General features: G+C 44.7%; 11 protein-coding genes (1 of these 11 running past the window's edge). All 11 read left to right on the forward strand.

Annotated elements, in window-relative coordinates:
* The first annotated feature begins 21 nt into the window (after positions 1-21).
* Positions 22-399: a preprotein translocase subunit SecE gene (secE, locus tag J8Z24_RS01545; RefSeq protein WP_010376231.1), complete on the forward strand. Its 378-nt coding sequence runs from the start codon at positions 22-24 to the stop codon at positions 397-399.
* Between the two features lie 4 nt (positions 400-403).
* Positions 404-961, forward strand: coding sequence for a transcription termination/antitermination protein NusG (gene nusG, locus J8Z24_RS01550; RefSeq protein WP_010376230.1), 558 nt, complete (start codon positions 404-406; stop codon positions 959-961).
* 167 nt (positions 962-1,128) lie between these two features.
* Positions 1,129-1,557 (forward strand): 50S ribosomal protein L11, encoded by a 429-nt coding sequence (rplK, locus tag J8Z24_RS01555; RefSeq protein WP_099642992.1) that lies wholly within the window; start codon positions 1,129-1,131, stop codon positions 1,555-1,557.
* A 6-nt stretch (positions 1,558-1,563) separates the two neighbouring features.
* Positions 1,564-2,268, forward strand: coding sequence for a 50S ribosomal protein L1 (gene rplA / locus J8Z24_RS01560; protein ID WP_125251551.1), 705 nt, complete (start codon positions 1,564-1,566; stop codon positions 2,266-2,268).
* A gap of 335 nt (positions 2,269-2,603) precedes the next feature.
* Positions 2,604-3,098, forward strand: coding sequence for a 50S ribosomal protein L10 (gene rplJ / locus J8Z24_RS01565; protein ID WP_125251552.1), 495 nt, complete (start codon positions 2,604-2,606; stop codon positions 3,096-3,098).
* A gap of 71 nt (positions 3,099-3,169) precedes the next feature.
* Positions 3,170-3,532: a 50S ribosomal protein L7/L12 gene (rplL, locus tag J8Z24_RS01570; protein ID WP_125251553.1), complete on the forward strand. Its 363-nt coding sequence runs from the start codon at positions 3,170-3,172 to the stop codon at positions 3,530-3,532.
* Positions 3,533-3,879: 347 nt separating this feature from the next.
* Positions 3,880-7,905, forward strand: a complete 4,026-nt coding sequence (gene rpoB, locus J8Z24_RS01575) for a DNA-directed RNA polymerase subunit beta (RefSeq protein ID WP_125251554.1) — start codon at positions 3,880-3,882, stop codon at positions 7,903-7,905.
* A gap of 109 nt (positions 7,906-8,014) precedes the next feature.
* Positions 8,015-12,196 carry a DNA-directed RNA polymerase subunit beta' gene (rpoC, locus tag J8Z24_RS01580; protein ID WP_147389240.1) on the forward strand — a complete coding sequence of 1,394 codons (4,182 nt, stop codon included), beginning with the start codon at positions 8,015-8,017 and terminating at the stop codon, positions 12,194-12,196.
* Between the two features lie 385 nt (positions 12,197-12,581).
* Positions 12,582-12,956: a 30S ribosomal protein S12 gene (gene rpsL, locus J8Z24_RS01585; RefSeq protein ID WP_010387308.1), complete on the forward strand. Its 375-nt coding sequence runs from the start codon at positions 12,582-12,584 to the stop codon at positions 12,954-12,956.
* A gap of 101 nt (positions 12,957-13,057) precedes the next feature.
* Entirely contained in the window at positions 13,058-13,528 is a 471-nt protein-coding gene (rpsG, locus tag J8Z24_RS01590) for a 30S ribosomal protein S7 (RefSeq protein ID WP_099031881.1), read from the forward strand.
* Positions 13,529-13,555: 27 nt separating this feature from the next.
* A protein-coding gene (gene fusA, locus J8Z24_RS01595) for an elongation factor G (protein WP_125251556.1) crosses the window boundary here: on the forward strand, positions 13,556-15,589 show its 5' portion. It continues 81 nt past the right edge of the window; only the first 2,034 of its 2,115 coding nucleotides appear in the window; the start codon lies at positions 13,556-13,558; its stop codon lies off the right edge, out of view.

The raw sequence follows: 15,589 nt of genomic DNA on the forward strand, positions 1-15,589 counted from the left end.
GTATTTAAGGTAAAATTGATTATGAGCACTAATGTTGAAAACTCGTCAAGCTCGATGGACACGGTAAAGTGGCTAGCTGCTATTGCACTTCTAACTGGTGCCGTAGTTGGTAATTATCTATATGCCGATTTATCTGTTTTAGTACGCGCTGTTGGCGTAGTTGCGGCTATCGCTGCGGCTTTGGGCATTTTGGTAACGACTGAGAAAGGCCGTACCTTTATCGCTTTTGCTAAAGAATCACGTATTGAAGTACGTAAAGTTATCTGGCCAACGCGTCAGGAAGCGACTCACACTACTTTCATCGTGATCATTGCAACGGTGATTATGGCATTAATCCTATGGGGATTAGATGGTATACTTTTCCGTGCAGTAGGCTTTTTAACTGGATTGGAGATCTGATCCCATGTCGGATGAGAATAAAGAAAAGAAATTACGTTGGTACGTGATCCAAGCGTTTTCAGGTTTTGAAAAACGCGTAGCACAAACCATTATCGAGCATATTAAAATCGAAGGGCTAGAAGACCTATTCGGTGAGATCCTTGTGCCGACTGAAGAAGTGGTTGAAATGCGTGCAGGTCAGAAACGTAAATCTGAGCGTAAATTCTTCCCTGGCTATGTCTTGGTTCAAATGGTAATGGACGATGCGTCTTGGCACTTGGTGAATAGCACACCACGTGTAATGGGCTTTGTTGGTGGTACGTCAGACCGCCCTGCACCAATCAGTCAGAAAGAAGCTGATCGTATTCTTAACCGTCTGCAAGAAAACGCGGAAGCACCGAAACCAGCGACATTGTTTGAACCTGGTGAAGTCGTTCGTGTTACCGATGGTCCATTTGCTGACTTCAACGGTGTGGTTGAAGAAGTGGATTACGAAAAAAGCCGCTTAAAGGTATCGGTACTTATCTTCGGTCGTTCAACGCCTGTAGACCTAGAATTTGGTCAGGTTGAGAAAGACAAGTAAAATCTAACTTGAAAAAGTTGTCAAAGGCCGCTGATTAATCTATAATCAGCGGCCTTTTTGTTATTGCGTAAAAAAACGCGACAAAAAGACTGTTTTTTTAACTGGGAAGCCGTTTGAGTACGCGTCCTCGCGCGCACGAGGCAAAGACCCACAATTGAGGTATTATCATGGCTAAGAAAGTTGAAGCTTTAATCAAGCTACAAGTTGCTGCTGGTATGGCTAACCCTAGTCCTCCAGTAGGTCCTGCACTAGGTCAACACGGTGTGAACATCATGGAATTCTGTAAAGCGTTCAACGCACGTACAGAGTCTCTAGAGAAAGGTGCACCTGTTCCTGTAATTATTTCTGTTTACAGTGACCGTTCATTCACTTTTGACATGAAGACTCCACCTGCTGCATACCTTCTTAAGAAGGCTGCTGGTATCAAGTCTGGTTCTGGTCGTCCTAACACTGAGAAAGTTGGTACAGTTACTCGTGCTCAGCTTGAAGAGATCGTTGAGATGAAACGTCCAGATCTTACTGCTGCTGATATGGATGCAGCTGTACGCACGATCGCAGGTTCTGCACGTGCAATGGGCTTGAACGTAGAGGAGTAATAGAGAATGGCTAAATTAACTAAGCGTATGCGTACTATCCGCGAAAAAGTGGATGTCACTAAAGAGTACGAAATCAACGAAGCTGTTGCTCTTCTTAAAGAACTTGCTACTGCTAAGTTTGTTGAAAGTGTAGACGTTGCTGTAAACCTGGGTATCGATGCTCGTAAATCTGACCAAAACGTACGTGGTGCAACTGTACTACCTCACGGTACTGGTCGTGAAGTACGCGTAGCGGTATTCACTCAAGGTGCAAATGCTGAAGCTGCTAAAGAAGCTGGTGCTGATTTAGTAGGCATGGAAGACCTTGCTGAGCAAGTTAAAAAAGGCGAAATGAACTTTGACGTTGTTGTTGCTTCTCCAGATGCAATGCGCGTTGTTGGTCAACTAGGTCAAATCCTAGGTCCACGTGGTCTTATGCCTAACCCTAAGACAGGTACTGTAACACCTAACGTTGCAGAAGCTGTTAAGAACGCTAAAGCTGGTCAGGTTCGTTACCGCAACGACAAAAACGGTATCATCCACACTACTATCGGTAAAGTAGACTTTGACGCTAACCAACTTCAAGAAAACCTTGAAGCGCTAATCATTGCGCTTAAGAAGGCTAAGCCTTCTACTGCAAAAGGTACTTTTGTGAAGAAAGTAAGCATCTCTACTACGATGGGTGCAGGTGTTGCTGTAGACCAAGCTACACTAAATACTCAAGTAGTATAATTTAGAGTTTGGCGTTTACATGGCGTAAAAATTAGACTATAATTTTGCGCCATTTTGTAGAGAAGTGTGCTTCTTTACAAAGCAAAGAATTCGGGTTGAAGCGTATAATTTCGAAAATTGTTGTCTTAATAGTCTACAATAAATCGATAAATTGCGTTTCCGTCCAAGACCGTAGGTGCAAAAGCTTGCTTTTGCTTAATTAATCGCCTACGTAGACGGTGTGAATCCCAGCTAGATTTTCCTAATCTTCTGGTTCTCGCCGTAAAAAGCAGCTCTACTTCGGTAGAGTAAAGTAGAACTGGGAAGTTTTTCCCAACAAACCAGGAGTAACACCCATGGCTTTAAATCTTCAAGACAAAAAGGCAATTGTTGCTGAAGTCAACGAAGCTGCCAAAGGTGCTCTATCTGCAGTTGTTGCAGATTCTCGTGGTGTGACAGTAGACGCGATCACTGCTCTTCGTAAAGAAGCTCGTGAAGCGGGTGTATGGATGAAAGTCGTTCGTAACACTCTAGCTAAACGTGCTGTTGAAGGCACTGACTATGAATGTCTTAACGAGTCGCTAGTAGGCCCAAGCCTAATCGCTTTCTCTTCAGAGCACCCAGGTGCTGCTGCGCGTATCTTTGCTGATTTCGCGAAAAAGAACGAAGCATTTGAGCTTAAAACTGCTGCATTCGAAGGTAACATCGTTGACGTAGAAATGCTTGCTAAGCTACCTACTTACGACGAAGCTGTTGCACGCTTAATGAGCGCTATGAAAGAAGCGTCTGCCGGTAAATTGTGTAAAACAATTGAAGCAGTACGTGTACAGAAAGCTGAGCAAGCTGCTTAATCCAAGCACCGCTCCTTTCATCAATAAATTTTTAGAACCACTTGGGTTCGTGAATAATTAGGAAATTTGAAATGTCTGTAACTAAAGACCAAATCCTTGACGCGATTGCTGAAATGTCAGTAATGGAAGTTGTTGAACTAGTTGAAGCTATGGAAGAGAAGTTCGGTGTAACTGCAGCTGCTGCTGTTGTTGCTGCTGGTCCTGCTGAAGCTGCTGAAGAAAAGACTGAGTTCGACGTAATCCTAGCTGCTGCTGGCGGTAACAAAGTTGCTGCAATCAAAGCGGTACGTGGCGCAACAGGTCTAGGCCTTAAAGAAGCTAAGGCGCTAGTTGAGTCTGCTCCTGCACCTATCAAAGAAGGTGTATCTAAGGACGAAGCTGAAGCACTTAAGAAAGATCTTGAAGAAGCTGGTGCTGAAGTTGAGATCAAGTAATCTAGCTCCCGCTAGGTTCGCTGCCTGAGAAATCAGGCAAGGGCTGGTGATTATTTAATCACCGGCCTTTTTGCGCTATAGAGCGATGTATTTCTATCGTGCATATAACTTCAAATTTCAGTGTAATTTTCAATAACTTAGATCTTTGTTGAAAATCGCAATGGCGTTTGAAGATACACTGTCTTGGTTACACTAGAACTTCAATAAAGCGCAACTGATGCGTATTAAAGTCCCTAGTTAAGCAAGTTAGTGTGACAATTTAGATGTTGTTATCATGGCTTAGATGCCAGTGAAGTCTGTTCAATTTTGGACAGGTTGGGTCAAAGATCAGCAAGCTGAGGAACCCCATGGCTTACTCTTATTCTGAAAAGAAACGTATCCGTAAGGATTTTGGTAAACGTCCACAGGTTTTGGATATACCTTTCCTACTGCAAATGCAGTTGGAATCGTTCGATAAGTTCATTGCGCCTGACGCTGATGGTGATACTGGACTGGAAGCTGCATTCCGTTCTGTATTTCCTATCAAGAGCTACTCGGGCAATTCTGAGCTTCAATACGTTAGTTATCGTATTGGCGAGCCAGTATTTGACGTTAAAGAATGTCAAATCCGCGGTGTGACATATTCTGCTCCACTTCGCGTTAAACTACGTCTTGTGCTAATGGACAAAGATGCACCTGGCACGGTCAAAGACATAAAAGAGCAAGAAGTTTACATGGGCGAAATCCCGCTCATGACTGACACCGGTACTTTTGTAATTAATGGTACTGAGCGTGTTATCGTTTCTCAGCTACACCGTTCACCTGGTGTATTCTTTGATAACGACCGTGGTAAATCACATTCATCTGGTAAAGTACTATATAACGCACGTGTAATTCCTTACCGTGGTTCATGGTTAGACTTTGAATTCGATGTAAAAGATAACCTTTACGTACGTATTGACCGTCGTCGTAAATTACCTGCATCTATCATCTTACGTGCACTTGAGTACACGACTGAAGAGATTTTGGCACTATTCTTTGAGACAACCAGTTTCGAAGTAAAAGATGGTAAAGTGTTGATGGAGCTTGTACCTTCACGTCTGCGTGGTGAAACCGCAGCATTTGACATCAAAGATGCAAATGGTGATGTACTAGTTGAGCAAGGCCGTCGTATTACTGCACGTCATATTAAGAGTATCGAAAAGCAAGGTATTGATACCCTTGAAGTACCGCATGAGTACATCATTGGGCGTATCGTTGCTAACAACTATATTGACGAGTCAACAGGCGAAATCATTGCAGAAGCGAACGCTGAGCTTTCTCTTGAGCTTATGGCTGAACTGGTAAAAGCTGGTCACACGAAGATTGATACCCTTTATATCAATGAAGTCGACAGCGGTGCGTACATGTCAGAAACAGTACGTATTGACTCTACAAATAACCGCCTAGAGGCATTGGTAGAAATCTACCGCATGATGCGCCCTGGTGAGCCACCGACAAAAGAAGCTGCAGAAGCGTTATTTGATAACCTATTCTTCTCTGAAGAGCGTTACGATCTATCGACTGTTGGTCGTATGAAGTTCAATAGCCGAGTTGGTTATGATTCAGACGAAGGCGAAGGCACGTTATCTAAAGAAGACATCGTTAGTGTGATGAAGGTGTTAATCGACATCCGTAACGGTAAAGGCGATGTAGATGATATCGACCACTTAGGTAACCGTCGTATTCGTTCTGTAGGTGAAATGGCAGAAAACCAATTCCGTGTAGGTCTTGTACGTGTTGAGCGTGCGGTACGTGAGCGTCTAAGTCTTGGTGACCTAGATAACGTGATGCCACAGGATTTGATCAACGCTAAGCCAATCTCAGCAGCAGTAAAAGAATTCTTTGGTTCTTCACAGCTTTCACAGTTTATGGATCAGAACAACCCGCTTTCAGAAGTAACGCACAAGCGTCGTATTTCTGCATTAGGTCCGGGTGGTTTAACACGTGAACGTGCAGGCTTCGAGGTACGAGACGTACACGTAACGCACTATGGTCGTGTTTGTCCAATCGAAACGCCTGAAGGTCCAAACATCGGTCTAATCAACTCACTATCTACTTACGCGCGTACAAACGACTATGGTTTCCTAGAGACTCCATACCGCAAAGTAGTAGATGGAATCGTTACTGACGATGTTGATTACCTATCAGCAATTGAAGAAGGTCAGTTCGTTATCGCACAGGCGAATACAACGCTAACTGATGATAACCAATTTGCTGAAGAACTAATTCCTTGTCGTTTTAAAGGTGAATCAACCTTTATGCCAAGCGACAGCATTCAGTATATGGACGTATCTCCACAGCAGGTAATCTCTGTGGCCGCGGCACTTATTCCATTCCTAGAGCACGATGACGCAAACCGTGCATTGATGGGATCGAACATGCAACGTCAAGCTGTACCTACACTACGTGCTGATAAGCCGTTAGTTGGTACTGGTATCGAGCGTACACTAGCAAAAGACTCTGGTGTAACTATCGTTGCGAAGCGTGGTGGTATTGTTAAATATGCTGATGCGAGCCGTATTGTTGTTAACGTTAATGAAGATGAGCGTATCCCTGGTGAAGCGGGTATCGACATCTATAACTTAACTAAGTACACACGCTCAAACCAAAACACTTGTATTAACCAGAAACCAACTTGTATGGTTGGTGAGCCGGTAGTACGTGGTGATGTACTTGCTGATGGTCCTTCAACAGACCTTGGTGACTTAGCACTTGGTCAAAACCTTCGTGTGGCGTTCATGCCTTGGAATGGTTACAACTTCGAGGATTCAATCCTACTTTCAGAGAACGTTGTAAAAGAAGATCGTCTAACGACTATCCACATCCAAGAGCTTCAATGTATTGCCCGTGATACTAAGCTTGGCCCAGAAGAGATCACTGCGGATATTCCAAACGTGGGTGAATCTGCACTAGGCAAACTTGATGAGTCTGGTGTTGTATACATCGGTGCTGAAGTAAAAGGCGGCGATATCCTTGTAGGTAAAGTAACACCTAAAGGCGAAACGCAGCTAACACCAGAAGAAAAGCTACTACGTGCAATCTTCGGTGAAAAAGCATCTGACGTAAAAGATAGCTCGCTACGTGTACCAAACTCAGTATCTGGTACAGTAATCGATGTACAAGTGTTTACGCGTGATGGCGTTGAAAAAGACAAACGTGCATTAGAAGTTGAAGAAATGCAGCTTCGTGAAGCGAAGAAAGACTTCAACGAAGAGTTTAGAATCCTTGAAGGCGGTATCCTAACTCACGCTCGTAACCTACTGATCAAAGCAGGTATGAGTGAAGAGCAAATAGCTGGCTTTAATACTGAGAAATTGCTAACGCAAAGTCTTGCGGATGAAGAGCATCAAGCAGAGCTTGAGCAACTAGCTGCGCAGTATGACGAGCTTAAAGCTGACTACGACAAGCGTTTCGAGAACAAGCGTCGCAAGATCACTCAAGGTGATGATCTAGCACCTGGCGTACTTAAGATTGTTAAAGTATACCTAGCAGTTAAACGTCGTATCCAACCTGGTGATAAGATGGCTGGTCGTCACGGTAACAAGGGTGTTATTTCAACTATCGTTCCTGTTGAAGATATGCCTTACGATGACAAAGGTCGTACTGTAGACATCGTACTTAACCCTCTAGGTGTACCGTCTCGTATGAACATCGGTCAGATCCTAGAAACCCACATGGGTCTAGCTGCTCGTGGTATCGGTGAACGTCTTGAAGAAATGATGAAAGAGCAACGCGAAATTCATGAGCTGCGTGAATTCATCAAGAAAGCTTACGAAATTGGTGATTGTCGCCAGAAAGTAGATATTGCTAACTTCTCTGATGATGAAATCCGTCGCTTGGCAGCAAACCTTAAAGGTGGTCTACCAATCGCAACTCCAGCATTTGACGGTGCGCGTGAAGCTGAAATCAAAGACATGTTAGAGCTTGGTGGTTATCCGAGAAGTGGTCAGGTTACGCTATATGACGGTCGTACTGGTGATGCGTTTGAGCGTCAGGTGACAGTGGGCTACATGTACATGCTGAAACTGAACCACCTAGTTGATGACAAGATGCACGCGCGTTCAACTGGTTCTTATAGCCTAGTAACTCAGCAGCCGCTGGGTGGTAAGGCACAGTTCGGTGGTCAGCGTTTCGGTGAGATGGAGGTATGGGCACTAGAAGCATACGGTGCTGCCTACACGCTACAAGAAATGTTGACAGTGAAGTCGGATGACGTAAACGGTCGTACCAAGATGTATAAAAACATCGTTGACGGTAACCACAAGATGGAACCGGGTATGCCTGAGTCGTTCAACGTATTGTTGAAAGAAATCCGCTCACTAGGTATCAACATCGAGTTGGAAGAAATTTAATCCGACCGCCGCAGTGCGCTGCGGCGTTGCTTAACAGCAGCCGGACTGAAAAGAATGTAGGGGTAAACAGCGTTTACCCTCAAGATTAACCTCCGACAGGAGAGCTAAGGTGAAAGACTTACTTAAGTTTCTGAAGCAACAAAATAAGACCGAAGAATTCGACGCAATTCGCATTGGTCTTGCTTCGCCAGACATGGTGCGTTCATGGTCTTACGGTGAAGTAAAGAAACCTGAGACAATCAACTATCGTACTTTCAAGCCTGAGCGTGATGGCTTATTCTGTGCCCGTATTTTCGGCCCAGTAAAAGATTACGAGTGTTTGTGTGGTAAATACAAGCGCTTGAAGCACCGTGGTGTTATCTGTGAAAAGTGTGGCGTTGAAGTAACGCTAACAAAAGTACGTCGTGACCGTATGGGTCACATTGAGCTGGCTAGCCCAGTTGCACATATTTGGTTCTTGAAATCACTTCCGTCACGTATTGGCTTAATGCTAGATATGACGCTTCGTGATATCGAACGTGTACTTTACTTCGAATCATTCGTGGTAACTGAGCCAGGTATGACTACGCTTGAGCGCGGTCAATTACTAGGTGAAGAAGAATACCTAGATGCGCTTGAAGAGCACGGTGATGAGTTTGAAGCTAAGATGGGTGCAGAAGCTGTACTTGATCTACTTCGCGAGCTAGACCTGGGTCAGTTAATCGCTGAAATGCGTGAAGAGTTACCAACAATCAACTCTGAAACCAAGCGTAAGAAAATCACCAAGCGCCTAAAACTAATGGAAGCGTTCCACCAATCAGGTAACAACCCTGAGTGGATGGTAATGAGCGTATTACCAGTACTTCCACCAGATCTACGTCCTCTAGTACCACTAGATGGCGGTCGTTTTGCGACTTCAGATCTGAACGACCTTTACCGTCGTGTAATCAACCGTAACAACCGTTTGAAGCGTCTTCTAGACTTAGCTGCACCTGACATCATCGTACGTAACGAAAAGCGTATGCTTCAAGAAGCGGTTGATGCGCTACTTGATAATGGTCGTCGTGGCCGTGCAATTACAGGTTCTAACAAGCGTCCACTTAAGTCGCTTGCAGACATGATTAAAGGTAAGCAAGGTCGTTTCCGTCAAAACCTTCTAGGTAAGCGTGTTGACTACTCAGGCCGTTCTGTTATCACCGTTGGTCCTACGCTGAAACTACATCAGTGTGGTCTACCTAAGAAGATGGCACTTGAGCTATTCAAGCCATTTATCTACGGTAAATTAGAGCGCCGTGGTATGGCGACAACCATCAAAGCTGCGAAGAAGATGGTTGAGCGTGAAGTACCTGAGGTTTGGGACGTACTAGACGAAGTTATCCGTGAGCATCCGGTTTTACTTAACCGTGCACCAACACTTCACCGTCTAGGTATCCAAGCATTCGAACCTGTACTTATCGAAGGTAAAGCGATTCACCTGCACCCGCTAGTGTGTGCGGCGTACAACGCTGACTTCGATGGTGACCAAATGGCGGTTCACGTTCCACTGACGCTTGAAGCGCAGTTGGAAGCGCGTGCATTGATGATGTCTACCAACAACATCCTAGCACCAGCGAACGGTGAGCCAATTATCGTTCCTTCACAGGACGTTGTACTAGGTCTTTACTACATGACTCGCGATCGCATCAACGGTAAAGGTGAAGGCACTGTATTTAAAGATGCAAAAGAAGCTGAAAAAGCATACCGTGTAGGTGCTGCTGAGCTTCATGCTCGTGTTAAAGTGCGTATCACAGAAGTGACTATCGACGAAGAAACACGTGAGCGCGGCACGTTAACTCACCTAGTAGATACGACAGTAGGTCGTGCAATCCTTTCATTGAATATCCCTGAAGGTTTGCCGTTTGAACTGATCAATAAACCACTAGGTAAGAAACAAATTTCAGGTCTTCTTAATGAGTGTTACCGTCGTCTAGGTCTTAAAGATACAGTTATCTTTGCTGACCAAGTGATGTATACCGGTTTCCACTACGCGATGAAGTCTGGTGTTTCTATCGGTATCAATGACATGGTAATCCCACCAACTAAAGGTGAGATCATCGATCGTGCGGAAGCTGAGGTTGCAGAAATCAACCAACAGTTCCAATCAGGTCTTGTAACTGCCGGTGAGAAATACAACAAAGTTATCGATATCTGGTCACGTGTAAACGAAAACCTTTCTCGCGAGATGATGGCTAACCTTTCAAAAGAAACGGTTATCAACGCTGAAGGCAACGAAGAAGAGCAACCGTCATTTAACTCAGTGTTTATGATGGCAGACTCGGGCGCTCGTGGTAGTGCTGCTCAGATCCGTCAGCTAGCGGGTATGCGTGGTCTAATGGCACGTCCAGATGGTTCAATCATCGAAACGCCAATTACAGCGAACTTCCGTGAAGGTCTAAACGTACTACAGTACTTTATCTCGACGCACGGTGCACGTAAGGGTCTAGCGGATACAGCACTTAAGACAGCGAACTCGGGTTACCTAACTCGTCGTCTAGTAGACGTAGCACAAGATTTGGTTATCAACGAATCAGACTGTGGCACCGAAGAAGGTCTAGTAATGAAGCCGCTAATCGAAGGTGGTGACGTTGTAGAACCACTTCGCGAGCGAGTACTAGGTCGTGTTGTTGCGGAAGATGTATGTAAGCCAGGTACTACTGAAGTACTTGTTGCACGTAACGTAATGCTTGACGAAAAACTGTGTGATCTTTTAGAAGAGCATTCAGTAGACGAAGTTAAAGTACGTTCTGTAATCACCTGTCAAAACGACTTTGGTGTGTGTGCACACTGTTACGGTCGTGACTTGGCCCGTGGCCATATCATCAATCCTGGTGAAGCAGTTGGTGTAATCGCGGCACAGTCAATCGGTGAGCCGGGTACACAGCTTACGATGCGTACATTCCACATCGGTGGTGCGGCATCTCGAGCGTCTGCAGAGAACAGTGTTCAAGTTAAGAACAATGGTAACTTGAAGCTGCACAATGCGAAGTTTGTAATCAATGCTGATGGCAAAATCGTTATCACGTCTCGTTCAACCGAGATCACGATTATCGATGAGCACGGTCGTGAGAAAGAGCGTTATAAAGTACCTTACGGTGCAGTATTAACTGTACAAGATGGTGCTGACGTTAAAGGTAACGACATCGTTGCTACTTGGGATCCGCATAGTCACCCAATCATCATTGAACATGAATCAAAAGTATCGTTCAGCGATATCGACGATTCAAACACTGAAGCACAGACTGATGAGTTAACTGGTCTAACACGTGTGGTTGTTAAGGATCTTGCGAAAGTAAACGCGAAAGAGCCTAAACTAATCATTGAGAACGAAGAGCGTGGTCTTCAAGAGATCCGTCTACCTTCATTCACAACGATTGAAATCACAGATGGTGCAACAGTACTACCAGGTTCTGTACTAGCTCGTATCCCACAAGAAGGTTCGAAGACACGTGACATTACAGGTGGTCTACCTCGAGTTGCTGACCTATTCGAAGCGCGTAAACCAAAAGATCCTGCAATTCTTGCAGAAATCACAGGTACTGTTAGCTTCGGTAAAGAGACTAAAGGTAAGAAGCGCCTTGTGATCACACCTGATGAAGGTGATGCGTACGAAGAAATGATCCCGAAATGGCGTCAGCTTAACGTGTTCGAAGGTGAGCAAGTGGCTAAAGGTGAAGTTATTGCCGATGGTCCAGAATCACCGCACGACATCCTACGTTTGCGTGGTGTTACTGATGTATCTAATTACATCACTAACGAGGTACAAGAAGTATACCGCCTGCAGGGTGTAAAGATTAACGATAAGCATATTGAGACTATCGTTCGTCAGATGCTTCGTAAGTGTATCATCCTTGATGGTGGTGACAGCGAATTCCTAGCAGGTGAGCAAGCAGAAGTTGCGCGCGTTAACATCGCAAATCGTGAGCTAGAAAAGCAAGGTAAGATCCCAGCTAAGTTTGAAATTCAGCTGATGGGTATTACCAAAGCATCACTTGCGACTGAGTCGTTCATCTCAGCTGCATCGTTCCAAGAAACAACTCGTGTTCTAACAGAAGCGGCTGTGAATGGTAAGAGCGATGAGCTACGTGGTCTGAAAGAAAACGTAATCGTGGGTCGTTTGATCCCAGCGGGTACAGGTTTTGCTTACCATGAAGAGCGTATCAATCGTCGTAAGCAAGGCGAAGCTGCACTTGAAGAACAAACAGTAAGTGCGGAAGAAGCAACTCAAGCGCTAACAGACGCATTAAACGCTGATTTACTAGGTGGCAACGAGTAATCGAGTCAGTTAGCTAAATAAGTTAAAAGCCGCTGTGCTAACTCCACAGCGGTTTTTTTATGCCTATACTATTATGGTCTATTTAAGGAAAAGCATGCCAAAGTTGCGACCTGTCGTGTTGCCATCAAAACGTCATATGAATATGTATACTGCAATAATCGTTTTTCCGCTAATCCCATAAGATTTGTTAACTTTCAATAAGTTCAAGCTGAAAATAGGCTAGGTTCAAGGTATTTAAAGACCGCTAATGATTACTTTTGGTTGACAGGTTAAACTTTGGTCATTAAAATTCGGCCACCCATTTTAGTCGTTCAATAAATTGAAGCGCGCTTAAATGGTAAGATTTTATTTTTCAGTAGTAATTTATTAATTCAGGAGCTATTTAATGGCAACTATTAACCAGCTAGTGCGTAAGCCACGTCGTAGCAAGGTTACTAAGAGCAACTCAGCTGCTCTTAAAGCTTGTCCACAAAAGCGTGGAGTATGTACTCGTGTATATACAACGACACCAAAGAAACCAAACTCTGCATTACGTAAAGTAGCGCGTGTTCGTCTAACGAACGGTTTCGAAGTAACTTCATACATTGGCGGTGAAGGCCACAACCTTCAAGAGCACAGTGTAATCCTAATCCGTGGTGGTCGTGTTAAAGACTTACCAGGTGTGCGTTTCCACACAGTTCGTGGTGCGCTTGACTGTGCGGGTGTTAACGACCGTAAGCAAGGTCGTTCTAAGTACGGTGCAAAACGTCCTAAGGGCTAATGGTTCTCCGTTAGTAAGGCCAAGCACTTAAGTTTTAAATTTTTATATATTGTTTTGGGAATCCGTGTAACACACGGACCTGAAGATACCGGAGAAAGAAAATGCCTAGAAGACGCGTAATAGGTCAACGTAAAATTCTTCCAGATCCGAAGTTCGGATCAGAGCTTCTTGCTAAATTCGTTAACGTAGTAATGCTTGACGGCAAGAAATCTACTGCTGAAAAAATCGTATATGGTGCGCTAGACGTGGCTGCTGAAAAATCAGGCAAGTCGCACCTAGAAATCTTTGAAGCTGCACTTGATAACGTTCGCCCACAGGTAGAGGTTAAATCTCGCCGTGTTGGTGGTTCAACGTACCAAGTACCAGTAGAAGTACGTCCAGTGCGTCGTAACGCACTAGGTATGCGTTGGTTGGTTGAAGCTGCTCGTAAGCGTGGCGAAAAATCAATGGGTCTTCGTCTTGCTCAAGAGATGATCGACGCTGCTGAAAACAAAGGCACTGCGGTTAAGAAACGTGAAGACGTTCACCGTATGGCTGAAGCGAACAAAGCATTCGCTCACTACCGTTGGTAATCTGCTAACACCCTTTAAGAGGATATTATGGCACGGACAACTCCTATTGAGCGCTACCGTAACATCGGTATTTGTGCTCACGTAGATGCGGGTAAAACAACTACGACCGAGCGCGTACTTTTCTATACTGGTCTTTCTCATAAGATTGGTGAAGTACACGACGGTGCCGCAACTATGGACTGGATGGAGCAGGAGCAAGAGCGTGGTATCACGATCACTTCTGCTGCAACAACGTGTTTTTGGAAAGGGATGGATGCTCAGTTTGATGAGCATCGTATAAACATCATCGATACTCCAGGACACGTAGATTTTACTATCGAAGTAGAGCGCTCATTGCGTGTACTTGATGGTGCTGTTGTTGTGTTGTGTGCTTCATCAGGTGTGCAACCGCAAACTGAGACGGTTTGGCGTCAGGCAAATAAGTATGAAGTGCCACGTATGATTTTTGTCAATAAGATGGATCGTACGGGTGCAGATTTCTTGTCTGTAGTTGAGCAGGTTAAAAAACGTCTTGGTGCTACACCTGTGCCTATTCAGTTGCCGATTGGTGCTGAAGACGAATTTAAAGGTGTTATTGACCTCATCAAAATGAAAGCGATTAACTGGAATGAAGAAGACCAGGGGATGACTTTCACTTACGAAGAGGTCCCTGCAGACCTTCAGGAGCTTGCTGAAGAATGGCGCTCTCATCTAATTGAGAGTGCAGCAGAAGCTTCTGAAGAACTAATGGAAAAATATCTTGAAGATGGTGAGTTGAGCGAAGAAGAGATTAAATCAGCCCTTCGCCAACGCACATTGGCCAATGAAATTGTGCCTATGACGACAGGTAGCGCATTCAAGAACAAAGGTGTTCAAGCTGTGCTTGACGCTGTAATTGAATTCATGCCGTCGCCTACTGAAGTAAAGGCTATCCAAGGTGTCTTAGATGACGAAACCGAAGATACGCGTGAAGCTGACGATAATGCACCGTTTGCGGCGCTTGCATTTAAGATCGCAACCGATCCATTCGTCGGCACACTTACTTTCTTCCGAGTTTATTCTGGTAAAGTGAGCCAGGGTGATTCGGTACTAAATCCTGTTAAAGGTAAAAAAGAGCGTTTTGGACGTATTGTTCAAATGCACTCTAACTCGCGTGAAGAGATTAAAGAAGTTCATGCGGGTGACATCGCGGCTGCTATCGGCCTAAAAGATGTAACTACTGGTGATACACTTTGTGCTCAAGAAGCGCCAATTACGTTAGAACGTATGGAATTTCCTGAGCCCGTAATCTCAGTCGCAGTAGAACCTAAAACAGTAGCTGACCAAGAAAAAATGGGCGTTGCACTCGGTAAACTTGCAGCAGAAGATCCTTCATTCCGCGTAGAAACGGACGAAGAATCAGGTCAAACGATTATCTCTGGTATGGGTGAGCTTCACTTAGATATCATTGTCGATCGTATGAAGCGTGAGTTTAACGTTGTGTGTAACGTTGGTAAGCCTCAGGTTGCATACCGTGAAACTATCCGAGCTTCTGTTGAAGCTGAAGGTAAGTTTGTGCGTCAATCTGGTGGTCGTGGTCAATATGGTCACGTTTGGTTGAAGCTAGAACCAATGGATGTCTCTGATGACGATGCGCCAATATATGAATTCGTTAACGAAATCGTAGGTGGTACAGTACCAAAAGAGTATATCCCAGCGGTTGATAAAGGGATTCAAGAGCAGATGAAGCAAGGTGTTCTTGCTGGTTATCCGCTATTGGGTGTCAAAGCCACTTTGTTTGATGGCTCGTTCCACGATGTCGATTCAAACGAGATGGCGTTTAAAATCGCCGGTTCGATGGGCTTTAGAAATGGTGCGCTAGAAGCAAGTCCAGTTTTACTTGAGCCTGTCATGAAAGTAGAAGTAATCACCCCTGAAGAAAACATGGGTGATGTAGTAGGCGACTTAAACCGTCGTCGTGGCATAATTGAAGGCATGGAAGAAGCATTTGGTGGCTCTAAGCAAGTTAATGCTCAGGTACCGCTTTCTGAAATGTTTGGTTATGCAACAGATTTACGCTCTGCTACTCAGGGTCGCGCATCA

It is taken from the genome of Pseudoalteromonas sp. SCSIO 43201 (assembly GCF_023716725.1).
GTDB lineage: Bacteria > Pseudomonadota > Gammaproteobacteria > Enterobacterales > Alteromonadaceae > Pseudoalteromonas > Pseudoalteromonas peptidolytica.